Origin of the sequence: Enterobacter sp. AN-K1 (assembly GCF_020971765.1) — a bacterium.
Taxonomy (GTDB): domain Bacteria; phylum Pseudomonadota; class Gammaproteobacteria; order Enterobacterales; family Enterobacteriaceae; genus Enterobacter; species Enterobacter hormaechei_C.
In genome coordinates this window covers 4,560,021-4,580,719 of sequence record NZ_CP087390.1, presented here as the reverse complement: position 1 = coordinate 4,580,719, position 20,699 = coordinate 4,560,021, and the positions used below count along the sequence as shown (strand labels likewise).

Genomic DNA, 20,699 nt, shown 5'->3' with positions numbered 1-20,699 from the left:
GAGGCGCTATGCGCGAACAATTTCGTGACGTTTCGCCGGAAGATGCCGATCTTCAGCCCATTATCGAGGGGCTTTTCGGTGAGTACGCCGCTCGTTACGGCGACTACTTTTCAAAGGATGCGGAAGTCGAGCTGACAGAGTGGTACCTGGCGCCGCAGGGGCTGTTTATCGTCCTGGAGCGCGATGGCGAGATCATCGCCACCGGTGCGTACAAGCCCTTCGACGAACACACCGCAGAGATCAAACGCATCTGGACGAATAAAACGCTGCGCCAGCAGGGGCTGGCCGCGCGCGTGGTACAGGAGCTGGAGCGCCGGGCGGTGCTGGCGGGCTACAGCCGCATCTACCTGACCACGGGGTTTCGCCAGCCGGAGGCGGTGCGGCTCTATCTCAGTCAGGGGTATCAGCCGCAGTTCGATCTTAACCGCGATCCGGAAGAGTATAGCCAGCCGCCGTTCGACGGTCGGCTGCGTTTCACCAAGACGCTGATCCGCGAAGCGCTCAGCAAAACCGCATAAGGAGCGACGATGAGCAACGTTGAAACCATAAAAGTGGTCCCGGCACGTTATCCGCTGCGCGCTGCTGGCGCCGTGGTGGCGCTGTTTGTACTGGCGGTCGTGATCCAGTCCGTGGCCTTTAATCCGCGCTGGGAATGGGCGGTATTTGCCCGCTGGTTCTTCGACCCGGTGATCCTCGAAGGCGTCGGCCAGACGCTGCTGCTGACGTTAATAAGCACCGTACTGAGCGTGGTTATTGGCGGCATGCTGGCGCTGGCGCGGCTCTCGTCATCATGGCTGTTGAGCAGCCTGGCGTGGGGTTACATCTGGCTGTTCCGTTCCCTGCCGCTGATCGTGGTGCTGATTATCCTCTATAACTTCTCCTATCTCTACGACACGCTCTCTCTCGGCGTGCCTTTTACCGGCATTACCTGGGGCAGCTTTGAAACCATCAACGTTCTCGGGCAATTTTCTACCGCCATCGTGGGGCTGACGCTGGTGCAGAGCGCCTATACTGCGGAGATCATTCGCGGGGGCTTCCTTGGGGTCGACCACGGTCAGTATGAGGCGGCCGCTGCGCTGGGTCTGCCGGCGTGGCGTCGCACGGTGCGCATAATTCTCCCGCAGGCGCTGCGCACCATCCTGCCGTCCGGGTTTAACGAAATCATCAGTCTCGCCAAAGGGACGGCGATGGTTTACGTGCTGGCGATGCCGGAACTGTTCTACACGATCCAGATGATCTACAACCGCACCCAGGAGGTGATCCCGCTGTTGATGGTGGGGGCCGTCTGGTATCTGGTGATCACCACCGTACTGTCTGCCATCCAGCATGTTATTGAGCGTGGACTCGCCCGCAGCGAGCGCCGCTCCGCCGTAAACCAGAACCGGGCGACCAGTCGCGCGCGTTCCGTCACCACTTCGCCAGCACAGGAGCCTGTTCATGCAAGCCTCTCCTGAAGGACACATTTCCATTACCGGCGTCAGTAAGTTTTTTGGCCGACATAAAGCGCTCGATAACGTCACGCTTGAGATCCCGCCGGGCTCCGTGACGGTGATCCTTGGCCCCTCTGGATCGGGAAAATCGACGCTGCTGCGCACCATTAACCATCTGGAGCGCGTAGACGAAGGCTTTATTCAGATTGACGGGGATTACATCGGCTATCGCCGTCAGGGTGACAAACTCTACGAGCTAAAAGAGAAAGAGATCCTCAAACAGCGCGTCAACGTTGGGTACGTGTTTCAGAACTTCAATCTTTTTCCGCATCTCACGGTGCTGGAAAACCTGATTGAAGCACCCATCGCGCATAAAAAGTTCAGTAAAAAAGAGGCTGTTGAAAACGCCTACAGCCTTCTGGATGTGGTAGGTCTGCGCGATAAAGCCGATGCCTGGTCGCGTCACCTCTCCGGCGGCCAACAGCAGCGTATCGCCATTGCCCGCGCGCTGGCGCTGCGCCCGCGCGTGATGCTGTTTGATGAACCCACCTCGGCGCTGGATCCGGAACTGGTTGGCGAAGTGCTGGACGTGATTAAAAAGCTCGCCCGTTCCGGCACTACGCTGGTGGTGGTCACCCATGAGATCGGCTTTGCCCGGGAAGTGGCGGACCAGGTGGTATTTATGGTCGACGGTAAAATTGTGGAGCAGGGCAGCAGCGACGACGTGTTAAACCGACCGTCGCATCCGCGAACGCGCCAGTTCCTCTCAAAAGTGCTGTAATGAGCGCAGATGAAATATGGACTCCTGGCGGGGCTGGTCTTCACGACGGCGAGCTACGCCAGCATTGATTTAAAGGCCAACGAACAGCCGCTGCCGGTGACGGTTGATCAACAGGCAGTGGCGAAAATCCCGGCGAACTATAAATTTGTTGAGCCGGGTACCCTCACGGTGGCGATTTCAGCCCTGAATTCTCCGCCGCTGGCGCTGCTGGCCAGTGATAACCGCACCCGTATTGGCAGCGACCCGGATATCGCCCGGTTGCTGGCGGGCAGTCTGGGGCTGAAGCTGAAGCTGGTGCCAACGGCGTGGGAAGACTGGCCGCTGGGGATCACTTCCGGGCGTTATGACGTGGCGTTGGTGAATATCGCCGTCACCGAGCAACGTAAGGCGAAGTTCGATTTTGCGACCTATCGCGTCGATTCCCTCGCCTTCTCGGTGAAATCCACCAGCAACGTACAGTCGATCACCCGTGCGAAAGATCTGGCCGGTAAAAAGGTGATTGTCGGGTCAGGCACCAATCAGGAACGTATTCTGCTGGGCTGGAACGAAGAGAATAAAAAGGCCGGGCGCGAGCCTGCGTTGCCGGTTTATCTGACCGACGACGCCTCAGGCAATCTTTATATTCAGTCCGGCAGGGCGGATGTTTTCTTTGGACCGCAGTCCGTTTCGGCCTACAAAGCCGCGTTAACCGGCAAAACCCGCGTCGTGGGATTAGGGCCGAAGAAAGCCTATGTCGCCACCACAACCAAAAAAGGTAATGGGCTGGTGTATGCGTTGCAGGCTGCGCTGGACGGTGCGATTAAGCGCGGGGAGTATCAAAAGGTGCTGGCGCGCTGGGGGGAGGCGGGCGAAGCGGTGACTTCTTCTGACGTTAACCCGCCCGGGATAACCTACTAATGGTGCTCTACACTTAGGGTTTTCATCCCTGAGGGGGCAACATGATCAAACTCTATGGCGTACCCGGCTGGGGATCGGCAATCAGTGAAGTGATGCTGACTCTGGCAGACATCCCGTATCAGTTCGTCAACGTGGACGGGTTTGACCAGCCCGGCCCGCAGCGCGAATTGCTGTTAAAACTGAACCCGCTGTGCCAGGTGCCGACGCTGGAGCTGGAAAATGGGGCGATCGTGACGGAAACCGCAGCGATCGCCCTGATGGTGCTCGACAGACGTCCCGACCTCGCGCCGCCCGTAGGGCAGGCCGAGCGCCAGCAGTTTCAGCGCCTGCTCATCTGGTTTGTGGCGAACGTCTATCCCACCTTTACGTATGCAGATTACCCGGAACGCTGGGTGCCTGATGCCCCGGAACAGCTGAAGAAAAATTGCATTGAGTACCGAAAATCGCTCTATCTGTGGTTCGACAGCCAGCTCAGCGCCTCGCCGTTTGCGTTTGGCAAACAGCTGACGCTGCTTGACGTCTATATTGCCGTTGCGCGTACCTGGGGGCCACGTCATGAGTGGTTTGCCACTAACACGCCTAATATTACCGCCGTCGCGGATGCCGTCTGCGCGCTGCCGGAACTGCACAAGGTGCTAAAAGCTAACGATATAATCTGATAACGTGGAACGCTCACCTATAAAAGGAGCCCTGCCCATGCCACACGTTGATATCAAATGTTTTCCACGCGATCTGACTGACGAACAAAAAACGGCCCTGGCGGCGGATATCGCCGAAGCGATCGCCCGTCATCTGAACAGCAAAGATCGCTCAATCTCCGTGGCGCTTCAGGAGGTTCAGGAAGCTGACTGGAAGGCGCAGGTCTGGGATACCGAGATCGGCCCGAAACTGGATGAACTGATTAAGAAGCCCGGTTATTCGATGTAACTTGCCTGCCGGGTGGTGCAATATCACCCGGCGCTCCTCGCTTTTATTCCCTTTCGCAAAAATCGATAATAAAAACCATAACGATTCCGCTACAATTCATCCTTCCGAACAATATTCGTTGAATCAGCAGGTAAGCACTGCAACTGCACCAGATTAAGTACAAATTAGTAAAAGGATAATTTTTCCATGACAAAATTACCTCAGTTTTCACTCGCCTTTATTCATCCTCGTTACTGGCTCAGCTGGGCAGGCATTGCCGCGCTCTGGTGCACGGTTCAGCTTCCGTACCCGCTGCTGTTGAAAATAGGTCACGGGCTTGGGCGTCTGGCTATGCGCCTGCTTCCACGCCGCGTGGAGATCGCCAGACGAAATCTTGAGCTTTGCTTTCCTGATATGAAAGAGGACGAGTGCGAGCGTTTACTTGAGCGTAATTTTGAATCGGTTGGAATGGGCGTCATCGAAACGGGGATAGCGTGGTTCTGGCCAGACTGGCGCGTACGGAAACACTTCAGCGTAACCGGCTACGAACATATGGAACAGGCGCGGGCGCAAGGAAGGGGAGTGGTGCTCATTGGCATGCATTTTCTCACGCTGGAATTAGGCGCACGCATCTTTGGCATGCTCAACGCGGGTATTGGTGTGTATCGTCCCAACAATAATGCGTTGCTCGACTGGCTGCAAACGCGCGGTCGTCTGCGTTCCAATAAAACCATGCTTGACCGCTATGACCTGAAGGGCATGATCCGCGCGCTGAAGCAAAACGAGATCCTGTGGTATGCCCCGGACCACGATTATGGCAAAACGAATAGCGTGTTTGTGCCGTTTTTTGCCGTCCCGGACGCCGCGACAACTGCCGGGAGCTACATGCTGGTGAAAAGTGCCAGACCGGCCGTGATCCCGTTTGTACCGCGCAGAAAAGCAGACGGCACAGGGTATGAGCTGATTATTCTGGAAGATATTAGCGATACCTTGCAGGGAGGCGACAAAGCGTCGGTGGCCACGCAAATGAACAGAGCGATTGAGCGCGCCGTGATGATGGCGCCTGAGCAATATATGTGGCTGCATCGCCGGTTCAAAACCCGCCCTGAAGGCCAGCCGGACCGGTATAAACGCAAAAAACAGGTCGCGTCTACTGCAAGAACCTTTTCTGCCAGCGATATTTCGGACCGGTCGAGTATCCAGCAGTAGCCCGGCAGGGCGGATGCCGGTGCGCTCCGCCCTTTATAAATCCTGCCGCGCTGGATAGAATTACCGCATCCATATTGACGGGATGCCCAACATGACCGGAAGAGTCGATTATCATCTGGAAAAATACCTCCTCACCGAAGCCGGCGAGCCGGAACGTCTGACGCGCCAGTGGGCGGAGGTGATGCGCGAGTGTCATGACCAGAAATCCGGGGCAGAAGAGCGGCTGCGTCTCGCGCTGCTGAACGTGGATTATGTGACCAGCTTTGAGCTTCCCTTCCGGTTACTTCTTACCCGTGCACCGCAGCTGATTGATAGCATCAGAAATGAGTTTCAGCTCAGTCAAAAAAATGTCCTGTTCAACGGGAAGCGGTTTGGCTGCGTCTACAGCCTTAAACAGGATTTGAACGGCATTCCCGATGAATTTACCTACCACCTGAAGACCCGTATTCAGCGAATCGATGCGTCCGGCGGATCGGAAGTGCCTTACCGGCAAATCGCTCAGCAGGTGAAAGCCCCCCGCGAGCGCCTCCAGCTGGCGCTGGAGCAGGGGCTTACGGTCACCGCGCTTGACGGGCTTTTCTGGTTTGGCCTCCAGCGCATAGCCGCCGACGTGCAGCGGTTAAGGAAGACCGGGATGAGGATAGTGACGTCCGATACGGAGGTGTTCGACACCCTTACCGGAACAACACGGCGCATTCCGGTTTATCGTCTAGAGGTCGCTGCCGCTACTTAGCCTGGAGCAGGATCGCCAGCAGCCCAGGAAAGCGGGCGTCCAGATCTTCTCTTCTCAGTGAGATCATATTCTCGCGCCCCTGCGGGCGCTGCCAGATCACGCCGCTGTTGCGCAGCACGCGCCAGTGGTGAGTCATAGTGGATTTCACCACCTCTTCCGGGCGCAGCGCGTTACAGCTCAGTTCGCTGCCGTCGGCCAGCCTGCGAATAATCGCTAATCGCAGCGGATTGCCGAGGGCGAACAACACATTTTCCAACACTATTTGTTCAGGTTCCGGGTGGTTTGGGATCATCGTTTTCCTGCGTCTCGCGTGAGATTGAGCTATATCAACAATAGGTCAACCGTTAAAAAATAGTTCGATAATACTCGTACAATAGGACTATTATAACAAACGAACGAACTCGCGACCATCCCGGTCGCCACAAACCAGTCATGAAGACTTAAGGAAATAACATGCCCCGACCCATTCCACTCGAACGTTATCGCAACATCGGTATCTCCGCGCATATCGATGCGGGCAAAACAACCACCACTGAGCGCATCCTGTTTTACACCGGGATGAGCCACAAGCTGGGTGAAGTACACGATGGCGCGGCAACCACCGACTGGATGGCGCAGGAGCAGGAGCGCGGGATCACCATTACGTCGGCGGCGGTGAGCTGTTTCTGGCCCGGTATGGACAGAGGCTTTGAACCGCACCGCATCAATATTATCGACACCCCCGGGCACGTGGATTTCACCATTGAGGTGGAACGTTCCATGCGTGTGCTCGACGGCGCGGTAATGGTCTATGACTCCGTCGGTGGTGTGCAGCCGCAGTCGGAGACCGTCTGGCGTCAGGCGAATAAATATCATGTTCCGCGTCTGGCGTTCGTCAATAAAATGGACCGCCCGGGCGCAGATTTCTTCCGCGTGGTGCGGATGATGCAGGAGCGGCTGAAAGCCAATCCGGTCCCGATTGTGATCCCCGTGGGGGCAGAAGAACACTTCACCGGCGTGGTGGATCTCATCAAGATGCGCACTATTCTTTGGGATGATGCGACGCAGGGCATGGCGTTCAGCTATGCGCCAGTCCCTGACGATCTGCTGAGTACCGCCCAGGCGTGGCGAGAAAAAATGGTTTCGGCTGCGGCAGAAGCCAGCGATGAGCTTATGGATAAGTACCTTGAGACGGGCGAACTGGATGAAGCGGAAATCATCCAGGGGCTGCGCGTCCGGACCATCTCCGGTGAAATACAGCCCATGCTGTGCGGCAGCGCTTTCAAGAACAAGGGTGTGCAGCGCATGCTCGACGCGGTGATTGAATTGATGCCGTCTCCACTGGACGTGCCCGCTATTGATGGGGTAGACGAAGACGGACAGCACGCCGAGCGCCACCCAAGCGATGATGAACCGTTCTCGGCGCTGGCCTTCAAGCTGATGAGCGATCCGTACGTCGGCCAGCTGACCTTTATCCGCGTCTATTCTGGCATACTGCGCAAAGGCGACGCGGTGTACAACCCGGTGAAGGGCAAGAAAGAGCGTATCGGGCGCATCGTGCTGATGCATGCCAACGATCGCCATGAGGTGGACGAGCTGCGTGCAGGGGATATCGCAGCCTGTGTCGGGCTGAAAGACGTTACCACCGGTGACACGCTGACCGACCCGAATGCGGTGATCACCCTTGAACGGATGGAGTTCCCGGACCCGGTTATTTCGCTGGCGATTGAGCCGAAAACCAAGGCCGATCAGGAGAAAATGGGGATTGCCCTACAGCGCCTGGCTGCGGAAGATCCGTCGTTCCGCCTGCACACGGACGAAGAGTCCGGTCAGACCATCATCTCCGGGATGGGCGAGTTGCATCTGGAGATCATCGTTGACCGCATGAAGCGTGAGTTTGGCGTTGAGGCGAACATTGGTCGTCCGCAGGTCACCTACCGTGAAACCCTGCGTAAAGCGGTGAAGGATATTGAAGGTAAATTTGTCCGACAGTCCGGCGGGAAAGGGCAGTACGGTCATGTGGTTCTGAGCCTTGAGCCGTTAGCCGCCGGGAGTGGTTTTGTGTTTGAAGATGCCACCAAAGGCGGGGTGGTGCCGCGGGAGTACATCCCGTCGGTGGAAAAAGGCTTGCGAGAAGCCATGAATACGGGAGTGCTGGCGGGCTATCCGGTGGTGGATGTGAAAGCGACCCTGACGTTTGGTTCCTACCATGACGTTGACTCCTCGGAGATGGCCTTCCGCATGGCGGCGATCCTCGGCTTCAAAGAGGGCGCTAGGCGGGCGGATCCGGTTATTCTTGAGCCGGTGATGCACGTTGAGGTGGAAACGCCGGAAGAGTACGCCGGGAACATTATGGGCGATCTCTCCTCCCGTCGCGGCCTGGTGCAGGGAATGGCAGAACAGTACGGCAGCCAGATTATTCGCGCTGACGTCCCGCTGGCTGAGATGTTTGGCTACGCCACCACGCTGCGCTCGATGTCCCAGGGGCGCGCGACGTATACGATGGAGTTCCATCATTTTGCGGAAGCTCCGCGGAATGTGGCGGATGAGATTATTGCGAAGCGTGTTAAGTAATAAAAAGCCCTCTTCCTCAGGAAGAGGGCTTTTCTTTTTTGAGGTGTGTTAATCCAGCGCCTTCACCATTTTCCCGCTCGCGACAAACGTGCCCGCTCCCAGATGATGCAGCGTATTCAGTTTATCCCCGTCAAACTGCCAGCGTCCGGCGACAAATGCGCGTTCATCCGCCGCGGCGGAAACCACTTCGCCAAACAGGGTGTCATATTTCTCTGCCGCAGAGGTTACAGGCAATAACCGGCACTCCATCCACGCCAGACATTTCTCTTCTATAACCGGCAGGCCAAGCTCAGGGCCATAAATAACCGGGATCCCGTAGCAGTTGAATTTATCCTCGTCGCGCCCGCTGACGCTGCCGACCGCCCAGGTCCAGTTGGCTGCCGCCACGCCGGGGATCACAATGCCGAATTTCCCGCTGCGTTCGATCAACTCCCGTGACCACGCGCTTTTGTCTACCACAATCGCGATACGCGGGGGCTCAAATTCCACCGGCATAGACCATGCGGCGGCCATGACGTTGCGACGATCGATGGTCTCATCCCGGCTGGTGATGAGCACGGTTGGACCGTGATTAAGAAGACGGCTGGCATGACGTAATTCAACAGAGCGAAAGTGGTTCATAGGATCTCCTCATGTACACGATGAGTATGACGAAAAAGCACTTTTGCGCATATGCATAAGGGAAAATAGTTTATAAACAGGGGATATCACATCCTGGAGCAAATCATGTCCCCATTTCTGAGTGCTTATTTCGCCCGCACGGGCTGGCAGCAGCCCGTACAGGTTGATATCGATACCCTGCGGGGGCTGCATTTACACCATAACTGCGCGATCCCTTTCGAAAATATTGATGTCGTTTTGCCGCGTGAAATCCATCTGGACGACGGGTGTCTGGTGGATAAACTGGTCACCGCACGTCGGGGGGGGTATTGCTTCGAGCAAAACGGCCTGTTTGAGCGGGTGTTGCGCGAAGTCGGTTTTACGGTGCGCAGCGTGCTGGGGCGGGTTGTGCTGGCCAATCCGTCGCAGATGCCGCCGCGTACGCACCGGTTGCTGCTGGTTGAGCTGAACGGCGAGCGCTGGATCGCCGATGTGGGATTTGGCGGACAAACGCTGACGGCGCCGATTCGTTTGATCGCCAACGAGGAACAGGAAACCCCGCACGGGCGTTATCGTTTGCTGAGCGAGGGTAACGACTGGGTACTGCAATTCCGCCATCACGAGCACTGGCAGTCAATGTACCACTTCGACCTGGCGACCCAGTACTTCAACGATTACGTGATGGGAAACTTCTGGTCGGCGCACTGGCCGCAGTCCCATTTCCGTCATCACCTGCTGATGTGTCGCCACCTGCCGGACGGGGGCAAGCTGACGCTGACCAACTTTAATTTTACCCACTGGCAGAACGGTCATGTGGAGGAGCAGATCCATTTGCCGGATGCGGAGGCGCTGTATAAGCTGATGCAGGCGCGGTTTGGCCTGGGCGTTGATGACCCGAAGCACGGCTTTACCCTGGCCGAGCTGACGGCCGTGATGGCGGGGTTTGATACGCATCCACAGGCAGGTAAATAGCCCGGTGGCGGCTACGCCTTACCGGGCCTACAGCGGCTTGAAACGTAGGTCGGGTAAGGCGAAGCCGCCACCCGACAAAATCAACGGCGCGACCTCACCACCTGATAGCGACGGGTAAAATACTCAAACGGCGCGCTCCACACGTGCACCAGACGGGTGAACGGGAAGATAAGGAAGATCGTCATCCCCAGCACCAGATGCACGCGGAAGATCGGCGCGACGCCGCTCAGCATTTCTGACGAGCCTCCCTTAAACGTCACGATCCCCTGCGCCCAGCCGACCAGCTTCATCATCTCGCTTCCGTCAGGATACTGGGCGGAGAAAGGAATGGTCGACAGCCCAAGGATGCACTGAAGCAGCAGGATACTCATGATGATAATATCCGGCGTGGTGGACGTGGCACGCACCCGCTGGTTGAACAGGCGGCGGATCAGCAGCATCGACCCGCCAATCAGCGTCAGCACCCCGCAAATCCCCCCCGCAATCATGGCTAACTGCTGTTTAACCGCGACGGGTAAAAACCAGGCGTACATCCAGTGCGGGGTTAACATGCCGAACAGGTGCCCGAAGAAGATCCCCAGAATGCCAATATGAAACAGGTTAGAGCCCCAGTTCATACCGCGCTTGCTGAGCATCTGGCTCGACGAGGCGCGCCAGGTGTACTGCCCGTAGTCGTAGCGCAACCAGCTGCCAAGGAAAAACACGGTGGCGCAGATGTACGGATAAATGTCATAGAAAAACACGTTCAGGTAATGTGTCATTTTGGGCCTCCGGCGCTGACGTCCACGTACTGCGGCGCGACGTCCTGGCTAAAGCGTCGTTGATATTGCTGCATCGGCGAGCTGTCGCACGATGTGGCGTTGTCTTCGATAAACTTCACCTGTTCCTCTTCCCACACGGCGTCCAGCGCCTGACGGGTATCATCCCGTTTTTCACCAGACACCTGCTTCGCCACGCTGTCGCTGGAAAGCCGTGTACCGGCCATCGTCAGCAGGGCATCAAACAGCTGGTAATGCGCCACCTCGCGCTGTTTCAGCCGGCCGCCAATCAGCGCCAGGATCGGCGCGACGTTTTGCAGCCCTTCACGCGCCTCGTCATCGCTGACGATACTGAGATATTCCAGATAGAGCGGCAGATAGTCCGGCAGCTCGCGGCAGTCCAGCTGGAGCCCGGCTTTCTCATACTGGCTCATCAGGTCGACCATCGCCTGACCGCGATCGCGGGACTCGGCGTGAACGTGTTCGAACAGCAGTAGCGAGGTTGCGCGCCCCCGTTCAAACACTTCGCACCATTCGGCCTGCTTATCCAGCAGCGGGGCGCTCAGGTGCTGCTGCGCAAACGGCAGCAGCATGGGCGCGTCCTGTTCCACCAGGGAAAGCGCTTCGTCACGGTTTTCCCACAGCAACTCATCGGGATACTCAATGAGCAGCGCGATGATTTTGAGGATCTGCATTATTCTCCCTCCCCGTGTTCGCGCACTTCGGTGATGTTGATCGCGTCGATGCGGCTGCTGTTGAAGAGGTTGAATTTGGTGTCGGAACCGTGGCAGCCGTCGCCAAAGGTGAAGCCGCAGCCGTTTTTCTCCGGGAAGGCGTCGCGCGCCATTTCGCGGTGGCTGGTCGGGATCACGAAGCGGTCTTCGTAGTTGGCAATCGCCAGGTAGCGATACATCTCTTCTACCTGTTCTTCCGTCAGGCCGACCTCTTCGATGGCGCGGGTGTCGGTCACGCCTTCCACGGTCTGGGAACGCTTGTAGTGGCGCATCGCCATCATGCGCTTCAGGGCGCGCAGCACCGGACCGGTATCGCCCGCGCTGAGCATGTTTGCCAGGTACTGCACCGGAATGCGCAGGCTTTCGACCGCAGGCAGCACGCCGTCGCTCTGCGGCAAACCACCCGCGTCCGCGTAGGACTGAATCGGTGACAGCGGCGGCACATACCAGACCATCGGCAGGGTGCGGTATTCCGGATGCAGCGGCAGGGCAAGCTTCCAGTCCATCGCCATTTTGTAAACCGGGGAACGCTGTGCCGCGTCGATGACGTTCTGCGGAATACCCTGTTTCAGCGCTTCCTCAATCACCGCCGGATCGTTCGGGTTAAGGAACACGTCGCACTGGCGCTCGTACAGGTCGGTCTCATGCTCGGTGCTGGCGGCCTCCTCGATACGGTCCGCGTCATACAGCAGCACGCCAAGGTAGCGGATGCGCCCGACGCAGGTTTCCGAACAGACGGTCGGCTGACCGGACTCAATGCGCGGGTAGCAGAAGATGCACTTCTCTGACTTGCCGCTCTTCCAGTTGAAGTAGATTTTCTTGTACGGGCAGCCGCTGATGCACAGACGCCAGCCGCGGCATTTGTCCTGGTCGATCAGCACAATGCCGTCCTCTTCACGCTTGTAAATCGCGCCGCTCGGGCAGGTGGCGACGCAACTGGGGTTCAGACAGTGCTCGCACAGGCGCGGCAGGTACATCATGAAGGTGTTTTCAAACTGACCGTACATCTCCTTCTGGATCTTCTGGAAGTTGCGGTCGCGGGCACGTTTTTCGAACTCGCCGCCCAGCAGCTCTTCCCAGTTGGGCCCCCATTTGATTTTATCCATTCGCTTGCCGTCAATCAGCGAGCGCGGGCGGGCGGTAGGAAGGTGATCGCCCTCTGGCGCGCGGTGCAGATCCTGGTAATCGAAGGTGAAGGGTTCATAGTAATCGTCAATCTGCGGCAACACGGGGTTAGCGAAAATCTTCGACAGCACACCCATTTTGCCGCCGAGGCGCGGGGTCAGCTTGCCGTGAATACCGCGGATCCAGCCGCCTTGCCACTCATCCTGATCTTCCCAGTTTTTCGGATAGCCGATACCCGGTTTGGTTTCGACGTTGTTGAACCACGCGTATTCCATCCCTTCGCGCCCGGTCCAGACGTTCTTACAGGTGACCGAGCAGGTGTGGCAGCCAATGCATTTATCGAGATTCAGAACCATGCCAACCTGTGAGCGTATTTTCATTTTTTCGCCTCCTGTACCTGATCCCGACCTTCGCCGTCCAGCCAGTTAATGTTTTTCATTTTACGGATCATGATGAACTCGTCGCGGTTCGAGCCGACGGTGCCGTAATAGTTGAAGCTGTACGCCAGCTGCGCGTAGCCACCGATCATGTGGGTCGGTTTCGGGCAGACGCGGGTGACCGAGTTGTGGATCCCGCCGCGCCGTCCGGTTACTTCTGACCCCGGAATGTTGAGGATGCGCTCCTGAGCGTGGTACATCATGGTCATGCCCGGCGGCACGCGCTGGCTGACCACCGCGCGGGCGGTGAGGGCGCCGTTGGCGTTAAAGGCTTCGATCCAGTCGTTGTCCTCAATGCCCAGCTCGCGCGCGTCGGTTTCGCTGATCCAGACGATTGGCCCCCCGCGCGACAGGGTTTGCATCAGCAGGTTTTCGCTGTAGGTGGAGTGAATGCCCCATTTCTGGTGCGGCGTCAGGAAGTTAAGCGCTTTTTCCGGGAATCCGTTCGGCGGGATTTCGCGCATATGGGTAACGCTGCGGGTGTCAATCGGTGGACGATAGGCCACCAGACTCTCCCCGAAGGCGCGCATCCAGGTATGATCCTGATACAGCTGCTGGCGGCCCGAAATCGTGCGCCACGGGATCAGCTCGTGAACGTTGGTATAGCCTGCGTTATAGGAGACGTGCTCGCTCTCAAGGCCGGACCACGTCGGGCTGGAGATGATTTTGCGCGGCTGCGCCTGAATATCGCGGAAGCGGATTTTCTCATCTTCTTTGTTCAGCGCCAGATGAGTGTGATCGCGTCCGGTCAGTTCGCCGAGGGCTTCCCAGGCTTTGACCGCGACCTGACCGTTAGTTTCCGGCGCAAGGGCGAGGATCACCTCTGAAGCGTCAATGGCGGTCTCGATGCGCGGGCGACCTTTCGCCGGGCCGTCGAGCTTGACGTAGTTGAGCTTGCCGAGGAAATCGACCTCGTTCTGGGTGTTCCACGATATGCCTTTTCCGCCGTTACCGAGCTTGTCCAGCAGCGGCCCAAGGGCCGTAAAGCGCTCGTAGGTTTCCGGGTAGTTACGCTCGACCACGGCGATGTTCGGTGCCGTTTTGCCGGGGATCAGATCGCACTCGCCTTTGCGCCAGTCCAGAATATCAAAAGGCTGCGACAGCTCCCCCGGGGAGTCATGCTGAAGCGGCTGTAGCACCACGTCAGTTTCGGTGCCGAGATGTCCGACGCACACTTCAGAGAAGACTTTGGCGATGCCCTTGTAAATCTCCCAGTCGCTGCGGGACTCCCACGCCGGGTCAACGGCTGCGGAAAGCGGGTGAATAAACGGATGCATGTCCGAGGTATTCATATCGTCTTTTTCATACCAGGTGGCGGTCGGGAGGACGATATCCGAGAACAGGCAGGTGCTGGACATGCGGAAGTCGAGCGTCACCAGCAGATCCAGCTTGCCCTCAATGGCGGCGGTTTGCCATTCCACCTCTTCAGGTTTCACGTCGTCCGTTGAGCCTAAATCCTCACCCTGGATACCGCTCTCGGTGCCAAGCAGGTATTTCAGCATGTATTCATGGCCTTTCCCGGACGAGCCAAGCAGGTTAGAACGCCAGACAAACAGGTTGCGCGGGTGGTTCTTACCGTTATCCGGCTGTTCGCAGGCGAAGCGGATATCGCCCGATTTTAACGCCTGCACGGTATAGTCCTGCGGCGACATACCGGCGGCGTCCGCCCGGGCCTTAACGTGCAGCGGGTTGAGATTAAGCTGTGGAGCCGACGGCAGCCAGCCCATGCGCTCGGCGCGGACATTGAAATCAATCAGGTGACCGGTAAACTTCGATGCGTCTGCAAGGGGAGAAAGCAGTTCCTGTGCGGTGAGCTTCTCATAGCGCCACTGGCTGGCGTGGTTGTAGAAGTACGATGTGCTGTTCATCTGGCGCGGCGGACGGTTCCAGTCCAGCGCGAAGGCCAGCGGCAGCCAGCCGGTTTGCGGGCGCAGCTTTTCCTGGCCGACATAGTGCGACCAGCCGCCGCCGCTCTGCCCGACGCAGCCGCAGAAGACCAGCATGTTGATCATCCCGCGGTAGTTCATGTCCATGTGGTACCAGTGGTTCACACCGGCCCCGAGGATGATCATCGAACGACCGTGAGTTTTGTGCGCCGTGTCGGCAAATTCACGGGCGATTTTTTCTATCAGATAAGCGGGGACGCCGGTAATTTGTTCGCCCCAGGCCGGGGTGTAGGCTTTTATCTCGGCGTAGTTTGTCGCCGCGTTACTGTCTTCCAGACCGCGATCGAGGCCGTAGTTTGCCAGCACCAGATCGTACACGCTAACCACGCGTCTCTGGCTGCCGTCGGCCAGCGTTAGGGTTTTACTCGGTACGCGGCGCGTCAGCACCGGCTCCTGCTTCACACTGCGGAAATGCGGGTTCTCGTTGCCCCCGAAGTAAGGGAAGGCCACGTCTGCCACGCTGTCGTGGGTGATGAGCAGGGAAAGCGTCAGCTCGGTTTCCTGTCCCGCAGCCAGCGACTCCAGGTTCCATTTGCCTTTTTCACCCCAGCGGAAGCCGATGGAACCATTCGGCGCCACCAGATTTCCGGCCACGTCAAAGGCGATGGTTTTCCACTCCGGATTATTGGTTTCACCCAGCCCGTCGGCCAGATCCGACGCGCGCAGCATGCGGCCCGGCACCACGCGACCGTCAGCCTGTTCATCCAGCAGGACCAGCATCGGCATGTCGGTGTAGCGGCGGCAATAGTTGAGGAAGTACTCGCTCGGGTTATCGAGGTGGAACTCTTTAAGGATCACATGGCCCATCGCCATGGCAAGGGCGCTGTCGGTACCCTGTTTGGGGGCCAGCCACTGGTCGCTGAGCTTCGCCACCTCCGAGAAGTCCGGCGTAATGGCGACGGTCTTGGTGCCCTTGTAACGCACTTCGGTAAAGAAGTGGGCGTCCGGGGTGCGCGTCTGCGGCACGTTCGACCCCCAGGCAATGATATAGCTGGAGTTGTACCAGTCCGCGGATTCCGGCACGTCGGTCTGTTCGCCCCAGGTCATCGGCGACGCCGGTGGCAGATCGCAGTACCAGTCATAGAAGCTCAGGCAGGTGCCGCCGAGCAGGGAGAGATAGCGCGTACCGGCGGCATAAGAGACCATCGACATGGCCGGGATGGGGGAAAAACCGGCTACCCGATCCGGGCCGTAGTTTTTGATGGTCCAGACGTTGGCGGCAGCAATCAGCTGGTTAAGCTCTTTCCAGTTTGAGCGGATAAAACCGCCTTTTCCGCGCGCTTTCCTGTAGCTCTGCGCTTTCTGCGGATCGTTCTGGATGGCATCCCAGGCCAGCACCGGATCGGTATGCTGCGCCAGCGCCTCGCGCCAGAGTTCGATCAGCCTGCGGCGTACCAGCGGGTACTTGAGACGGTTGGCGCTGTAGAGATACCAGGAGTAGCTTGCGCCACGTGGGCAGCCGCGAGGTTCGTGGTTAGGCAGGTCAGGGCGGGTGCGCGGGTAGTCGGTCTGCTGGGTTTCCCAGGTCACCAGGCCATTTTTGACATAAATCTTCCAGCTACAGGAGCCGGTGCAGTTAACGCCGTGGGTGGATCGCACAATCTTGTCGAACTGCCAGCGCTGACGGTAGCTGTCCTCCCAGTCGCGGTTGGTGTGGTACACCTGCCCGTGCCCATCGGCGAAACTGTCGCCTTTTGTTTTGAAGTAACGGAAGCGGTCCAACAGTTTGCTCATGACATTTCTCCTGCTTCGATAGCATGGCCGGAGGGTGAGACATCACGCTCCGGCGAAGAGGTAGTTATTATTTTTGTGAGGATTTGCGGCCGTACACCAGCCAGGTGACGAGCACGCAGACGATGTAAAACACGAGGAAGACTTTCATGGCGCCCACCGGGGAACCAGTCATCGCCAGGGATGTGCCAAAGGCTTTGGGAATAAAGAACCCGCCTACCGCACCGATGGCAGAGATAAAGCCCAGCGCGGCAGCCGTTTCGGTCACCGCTTCATGCTGTGCCTGTTCGTCGCTCCCACCCTGTTTTTTCACGCGGTCGAGGGTGATTTTGCGAAAGATAATCGCGATCATCTGGAAGGTCGAGCCGCTGCCCAGCCCGGCGGTGAGGAACAGGCCCATAAAGACCAGATAGAAGGCGATAAAACTGCCTGAACCAGAGCCGGGCAGCGTCAGGAAAATCAGGGCGCTAAAGATGGCCATAAAGACGAAGTTGATCAGCGTCACCCGTACGCCGCCCAGCCTGTCTGAAATCATCCCGCCAGCCGAACGCGCCAGGGCGCCGATCAGCGGGCCAAAGAAGGCGAGGTGGAGGATATTTACGTCCGGAAACTGGGTTTTCGACAGCATAGCAAAGCCTGCCGAGAAACCGATAAACGAGCCGAAGGTGGCCAGATAAAGCAGGCTCAGCAGCCAGAGATGAAAGCGCTTAAGCACCGGAAGCTGGCTGGCAATGGACGCTTTCGAGCTGGCGATGTCGTTCATGCCAAAAAACGCCGCAAGGGTAGCAAGAATCAGCAGCGGCGCCCAGATCCACGCCGCGTTCGCCAGCCACATCGTCGAGCCATCCTCCTGGGGGACGCCGTGAACGCCGAGGAAGGTAAACATCGGCAGAAAAATCACCAGCGGCGCAACCAGCTGCATCACGCTCACGCCCAGGTTACCCAGCCCGCCGTTAATGCCCAGCGCGCTGCCCTGTCTGGCTTTCGGGAAGAAGAAACTGATGTTTCCCATGCTGGAAGCGAAGTTGGCCCCGGCAAAACCGCACAGCAGTGCGATGATGATAAAGACCCAGTAAGGCGTAGCGGTATTCTGGATGGCGATCCCAAGCCAGACACAGGGTACGACCAGGATAACGGTACTTAACACGGTCCAGTAACGTCCGCCAAATATCGGCACCATAAAAGAGTAGGGGACACGCAATATCGCGCCGGAAAGAGAAGGTAATGCCGTTAGCATAAAAAGCTGATCGGTGCTGAAATTAAATCCGACCTTATTAAGATTTACCGCAATAGCGCTAAACAACATCCATACACAAAACGCGAGAAGCAAACACGCCACGGAAATCCACAGGTTTCTACGTGCGATATGTTTCCCTTTATTCTCCCAAAATTGCGCGTTTTCCGGTTTCCAGTTACTCAACAGATGCTGATTACTCTTCTCGCTTTGATGTGACATATCACCCTCTTGCTTACCCAAATGGAGAGAAAAAAGAAGTGAAAACAGAAAGATACCTTTCGGCAGTTTGTAGAAATTTTTGGATGTTATGGGATACATCTGAAAGGATAGATAAAAAAGCGAATCCCTGAGTTTGGAATGGGAATCAGGGTTCGCTTTATGTGTTACTAATTGTAACTATTTGCGGAAATTAATACCCCGATGGGAGTATTAAAACAATTCGAGGGAAATAAGCTTATCCAGATGCTTATTAAATGCCGCGTCGTCCATTTCAGGCATATTTAATACGTATATGCCATCCAGGCCACATACCAGACCAATTAAACGCCAGGCGATATTTTCCGGCTGGTCAGCAAGCGTAAAGGCGTTGGCCTCCGCCCCGGCGCGGATAATCGCGACCGTTTCCTGGTGCCACATCTCCATGGTCAAAACGTAGGCGCCTTTGATATCGCTATCCCGGCTGGCGAGAATTTGTGCCTCCCGCCACAGTCGAATGTAGGGCTCAAACCCGCCGTCATCGCTGCCGAGCATGGCATGCAGGCGCTCACGCCAGCCGGCGTTTTCGCCAACGATTTCAGCATCCAGCAAATCGCGGATTAGCCGGACAAACGCCAGCGACTTAAGCTCGCCCGCCGACGCAAAGTGGTGATGCACCTGCCCGGTGGCGACGCCCGCTTCGGTGGCGATGCGGCGCACGGTCATCGCAGCGAATCCTTCGGTCAGCGCCACGCGCATCGCGGCCTGGAGGATCTCTTCCCGCCGCTCGTCCTTGCTCAGATAACGCATAATTTCTCACTCTCAATGGCAACGAAACGAGTGTAACAAAGAGCTGGACAAGTGTTCAACTTTACGTAGGATCGCATTCTGGACATGTGTCCAGTTTTTAACTGAAAAGGAAATTTATGTTTCGTCAGTGGTTAGCGTTAGTGATTATCGTGCTGGTGTATATCCCGGTGGCGATTGACGCGACGGTGCTGCACGTGGCGGCGCCAACATTGAGCATGACGCTGGGTGCCAGCGGCAACGAATTGCTGTGGATTATTGATATTTACTCGCTGGTGATGGCGGGAATGGTGCTGCCGATGGGCGCGCTGGGCGATCGCATAGGTTTTAAGCGCCTGCTGATGATCGGCAGCGTGCTGTTTGGCCTGTCATCGTTAGCGGCGGCTTTTGCGCCGTCCGCGGGCTGGCTGATTGCCGCCCGCGCGTCGCTGGCGATTGGCGCGGCGATGATCATTCCGGCTACGCTTGCAGGGATCCGCACCCTGTTTATTGACGTGCGGCACCGTAATATCGCCCTCGGCGTCTGGGCTGCCGTTGGGTCGGGCGGCGCGGCGTTTGGCCCGCTGATTGGCGGCATGCTGCTGGAGCACTTTTACTGGGGGTCGGTGTTCCTGATTAACGTGCCGATCGTGCTGATCGTGGTTTCGCTTGCTGCGCGCCTGGTGCCTGCTCAGCAGGGGCGGCCCGAGCAGCCGCTCAATATCAGCCATGCCATTATGCTGATTGTGGCGATTTTACTGCTGGTCTATAGCGCCAAAACCGCCCTGAAAGGGGTGCTGTCGCCGTGGATGGTGGCCTGTACGCTGCTTACCGGAGCGGTAATGCTGTTTATCTTCGTCCGTATCCAGCTACGCGCGCGCGTGCCGATGATCGACATGCGCCTGTTTTGCCATCGCATTATTTTAAGCGGCGTGGTCATGGCGATGACCGCCATGATTGCGCTGGTGGGCTTTGAACTGCTGATGGCGCAGGAGTTGCAGTTCGTGCATGGTTTTACGCCGTTTGAAGCAGGGATATTTATGCTGCCGGTGATGGTGGCGAGCGGATTTAGCGGGCCGATCGCGGGTGTGCTGGTTGGGCGTCTGGGGCTGCGCATTGTCGCGGCCGGAGGCATGGGGCTTAGCGCGGTCAGTTTTATCGGCCTGTCGACGCTCGATTTCAGCACCCAACAGTGGCAGGCGTGGAGCCTGATGGTGCTGCTGGGCTTCAGTGCCGCCAGCGCACTGCTGGCATCGACGTCAGCGATCATGGCTGCCGCGCCGAAAGAGAAAGCGGCCGCCGCAGGCGCGATCGAAACCATGTCCTACGAGCTGGGTGCTGGTCTGGGTATCGCCATTTTCGGTCTGCTGTTAACCCGCAGCTTTTCGGCGTCTATTGTACTGCCGCAGGGGCTGAGCGCGTCGCTGACCGATAAAGCCTCGTCGTCCATCGGTGAAGCGATGAAGGTGGCGCAGGAGCTGACGCCGTCGCTGGCCGAGCCGGTGATGACGGCGGCAAAAACCGCGTTCATCACCTCGCACAGCGTGGCCCTGGGCAGTGCGGGAGGCATGCTGCTGATTCTGGCGGTCGGGATCTGGTTTAGTCTGGCGAAGGTCGGAGGGCAGCAGTAATAAAAAAGGCCAGCCGCGAGGGCTGGCCTTTTGAACTA

19 protein-coding genes are annotated in these 20,699 nt (G+C 57.7%); 11 read left to right on the top strand and 8 right to left on the bottom strand.

Annotated elements, in window-relative coordinates; genetic code table 11:
* Positions 1-8: 8 nt before the first annotated feature.
* The 8 genes from LOC22_RS21715 to LOC22_RS21680 all read left to right on the top strand — a co-directional run bounded on the left by LOC22_RS21715 (position 9) and on the right by LOC22_RS21680 (position 5,956).
* The gene (locus tag LOC22_RS21715; RefSeq protein ID WP_015570459.1) at positions 9-518 is read left to right on the top strand and encodes a GNAT family N-acetyltransferase; all 510 of its coding nucleotides are present in this window, start codon (positions 9-11) and stop codon (positions 516-518) included.
* A gap of 9 nt (positions 519-527) precedes the next feature.
* Positions 528-1,454, top strand: coding sequence for an amino acid ABC transporter permease (locus LOC22_RS21710; RefSeq protein WP_032648401.1), 927 nt, complete (start codon positions 528-530; stop codon positions 1,452-1,454).
* Positions 1,438-2,211, top strand: coding sequence for an amino acid ABC transporter ATP-binding protein (locus LOC22_RS21705; protein WP_017693375.1), 774 nt, complete (start codon positions 1,438-1,440; stop codon positions 2,209-2,211). The genes LOC22_RS21710 and LOC22_RS21705 overlap by 17 nt, the downstream gene beginning before the upstream one ends.
* Before the next feature lie 9 nt (positions 2,212-2,220).
* Entirely contained in the window at positions 2,221-3,108 is an 888-nt protein-coding gene (locus LOC22_RS21700) for a transporter substrate-binding domain-containing protein (RefSeq protein ID WP_017382289.1), read from the top strand.
* A gap of 41 nt (positions 3,109-3,149) precedes the next feature.
* Positions 3,150-3,767, top strand: a complete 618-nt coding sequence (locus tag LOC22_RS21695; protein ID WP_006810732.1) for a glutathione S-transferase family protein — start codon at positions 3,150-3,152, stop codon at positions 3,765-3,767.
* 37 nt (positions 3,768-3,804) lie between these two features.
* Positions 3,805-4,035, top strand: a complete 231-nt coding sequence (pptA, locus tag LOC22_RS21690) for a tautomerase PptA (protein ID WP_003857012.1) — start codon at positions 3,805-3,807, stop codon at positions 4,033-4,035.
* A gap of 186 nt (positions 4,036-4,221) precedes the next feature.
* On the top strand, positions 4,222-5,223 hold the full coding sequence (locus tag LOC22_RS21685; RefSeq protein WP_032653673.1) for a Kdo(2)-lipid IV(A) acyltransferase: 1,002 nt from the start codon (positions 4,222-4,224) through the stop codon (positions 5,221-5,223).
* A 91-nt stretch (positions 5,224-5,314) separates the two neighbouring features.
* Positions 5,315-5,956 carry a DNA-binding protein gene (locus LOC22_RS21680; RefSeq protein WP_230239199.1) on the top strand — a complete coding sequence of 214 codons (642 nt, stop codon included), beginning with the start codon at positions 5,315-5,317 and terminating at the stop codon, positions 5,954-5,956.
* On the opposite strand, the gene LOC22_RS21675 is transcribed toward LOC22_RS21680, so the two are convergent.
* The gene (locus LOC22_RS21675; RefSeq protein ID WP_047051070.1) at positions 5,949-6,248 is read right to left on the bottom strand and encodes an ArsR/SmtB family transcription factor; all 300 of its coding nucleotides are present in this window, start codon (positions 6,246-6,248) and stop codon (positions 5,949-5,951) included. The genes LOC22_RS21680 and LOC22_RS21675 overlap by 8 nt on opposite strands.
* 161 nt (positions 6,249-6,409) lie before the next feature.
* Here LOC22_RS21675 and fusA point away from each other — a divergent pair, with 161 nt between their 5' ends.
* Positions 6,410-8,509, top strand: a complete 2,100-nt coding sequence (gene fusA, locus LOC22_RS21670; RefSeq protein ID WP_023296668.1) for an elongation factor G — start codon at positions 6,410-6,412, stop codon at positions 8,507-8,509.
* A gap of 48 nt (positions 8,510-8,557) precedes the next feature.
* Here the strand turns inward: fusA and LOC22_RS21665 are convergent, their stop codons facing one another.
* Positions 8,558-9,130, bottom strand: a complete 573-nt coding sequence (locus tag LOC22_RS21665) for a flavin reductase family protein (RefSeq protein ID WP_230239198.1) — start codon at positions 9,128-9,130, stop codon at positions 8,558-8,560.
* A gap of 105 nt (positions 9,131-9,235) precedes the next feature.
* On the opposite strand from LOC22_RS21665, the gene nhoA reads away from it, so the two are divergent.
* Positions 9,236-10,081 carry an N-hydroxyarylamine O-acetyltransferase gene (nhoA, locus tag LOC22_RS21660; RefSeq protein WP_017382294.1) on the top strand — a complete coding sequence of 282 codons (846 nt, stop codon included), beginning with the start codon at positions 9,236-9,238 and terminating at the stop codon, positions 10,079-10,081.
* Positions 10,082-10,161: 80 nt separating this feature from the next.
* Here the strand turns inward: nhoA and narI are convergent, their stop codons facing one another.
* The 6 genes from narI to LOC22_RS21630 form a co-directional block, all read right to left on the bottom strand.
* Positions 10,162-10,842: a respiratory nitrate reductase subunit gamma gene (narI, locus tag LOC22_RS21655; protein WP_015570467.1), complete on the bottom strand. Its 681-nt coding sequence runs from the start codon at positions 10,840-10,842 to the stop codon at positions 10,162-10,164.
* Complete coding sequence (gene narW, locus LOC22_RS21650; RefSeq protein WP_032102973.1) at positions 10,839-11,534, bottom strand: nitrate reductase molybdenum cofactor assembly chaperone; 696 nt, start codon at positions 11,532-11,534, stop codon at positions 10,839-10,841. The genes narI and narW overlap by 4 nt, the downstream gene beginning before the upstream one ends.
* Positions 11,534-13,078, bottom strand: a complete 1,545-nt coding sequence (gene narH, locus LOC22_RS21645) for a nitrate reductase subunit beta (protein WP_032648393.1) — start codon at positions 13,076-13,078, stop codon at positions 11,534-11,536. Before narH ends, narW begins: the two co-directional genes overlap by 1 nt.
* Complete coding sequence (locus LOC22_RS21640) at positions 13,075-16,815, bottom strand: nitrate reductase subunit alpha (protein WP_230239197.1); 3,741 nt, start codon at positions 16,813-16,815, stop codon at positions 13,075-13,077. Before LOC22_RS21640 ends, narH begins: the two co-directional genes overlap by 4 nt.
* A gap of 67 nt (positions 16,816-16,882) precedes the next feature.
* Entirely contained in the window at positions 16,883-18,268 is a 1,386-nt protein-coding gene (locus tag LOC22_RS21635) for a NarK family nitrate/nitrite MFS transporter (protein WP_032620334.1), read from the bottom strand.
* A 210-nt stretch (positions 18,269-18,478) separates the two neighbouring features.
* Positions 18,479-19,054, bottom strand: a complete 576-nt coding sequence (locus LOC22_RS21630; protein WP_015570471.1) for a TetR family transcriptional regulator — start codon at positions 19,052-19,054, stop codon at positions 18,479-18,481.
* A gap of 116 nt (positions 19,055-19,170) precedes the next feature.
* Here LOC22_RS21630 and LOC22_RS21625 point away from each other — a divergent pair, with 116 nt between their 5' ends.
* Positions 19,171-20,661, top strand: a complete 1,491-nt coding sequence (locus tag LOC22_RS21625) for an MFS transporter (RefSeq protein WP_032648391.1) — start codon at positions 19,171-19,173, stop codon at positions 20,659-20,661.
* The last annotated feature ends 38 nt before the right edge of the window (positions 20,662-20,699 follow it).

Coding starts and splice junctions, on each gene's coding strand:
- LOC22_RS21715 (WP_015570459.1), top strand. CDS start 9: ATGCGCGAACAATTTCGTGACGTTTCGCCGGAAGATGCCGATCTTCAG.
- LOC22_RS21710 (WP_032648401.1), top strand. CDS start 528: ATGAGCAACGTTGAAACCATAAAAGTGGTCCCGGCACGTTATCCGCTG.
- LOC22_RS21705 (WP_017693375.1), top strand. CDS start 1,438: ATGCAAGCCTCTCCTGAAGGACACATTTCCATTACCGGCGTCAGTAAG.
- LOC22_RS21700 (WP_017382289.1), top strand. CDS start 2,221: ATGAAATATGGACTCCTGGCGGGGCTGGTCTTCACGACGGCGAGCTAC.
- LOC22_RS21695 (WP_006810732.1), top strand. CDS start 3,150: ATGATCAAACTCTATGGCGTACCCGGCTGGGGATCGGCAATCAGTGAA.
- pptA (WP_003857012.1), top strand. CDS start 3,805: ATGCCACACGTTGATATCAAATGTTTTCCACGCGATCTGACTGACGAA.
- LOC22_RS21685 (WP_032653673.1), top strand. CDS start 4,222: ATGACAAAATTACCTCAGTTTTCACTCGCCTTTATTCATCCTCGTTAC.
- LOC22_RS21680 (WP_230239199.1), top strand. CDS start 5,315: ATGACCGGAAGAGTCGATTATCATCTGGAAAAATACCTCCTCACCGAA.
- LOC22_RS21675 (WP_047051070.1), bottom strand. CDS start 6,248: ATGATCCCAAACCACCCGGAACCTGAACAAATAGTGTTGGAAAATGTG.
- fusA (WP_023296668.1), top strand. CDS start 6,410: ATGCCCCGACCCATTCCACTCGAACGTTATCGCAACATCGGTATCTCC.
- LOC22_RS21665 (WP_230239198.1), bottom strand. CDS start 9,130: ATGAACCACTTTCGCTCTGTTGAATTACGTCATGCCAGCCGTCTTCTT.
- nhoA (WP_017382294.1), top strand. CDS start 9,236: ATGTCCCCATTTCTGAGTGCTTATTTCGCCCGCACGGGCTGGCAGCAG.
- narI (WP_015570467.1), bottom strand. CDS start 10,842: ATGACACATTACCTGAACGTGTTTTTCTATGACATTTATCCGTACATC.
- narW (WP_032102973.1), bottom strand. CDS start 11,534: ATGCAGATCCTCAAAATCATCGCGCTGCTCATTGAGTATCCCGATGAG.
- narH (WP_032648393.1), bottom strand. CDS start 13,078: ATGAAAATACGCTCACAGGTTGGCATGGTTCTGAATCTCGATAAATGC.
- LOC22_RS21640 (WP_230239197.1), bottom strand. CDS start 16,815: ATGAGCAAACTGTTGGACCGCTTCCGTTACTTCAAAACAAAAGGCGAC.
- LOC22_RS21635 (WP_032620334.1), bottom strand. CDS start 18,268: ATGTCACATCAAAGCGAGAAGAGTAATCAGCATCTGTTGAGTAACTGG.
- LOC22_RS21630 (WP_015570471.1), bottom strand. CDS start 19,054: ATGCGTTATCTGAGCAAGGACGAGCGGCGGGAAGAGATCCTCCAGGCC.
- LOC22_RS21625 (WP_032648391.1), top strand. CDS start 19,171: ATGTTTCGTCAGTGGTTAGCGTTAGTGATTATCGTGCTGGTGTATATC.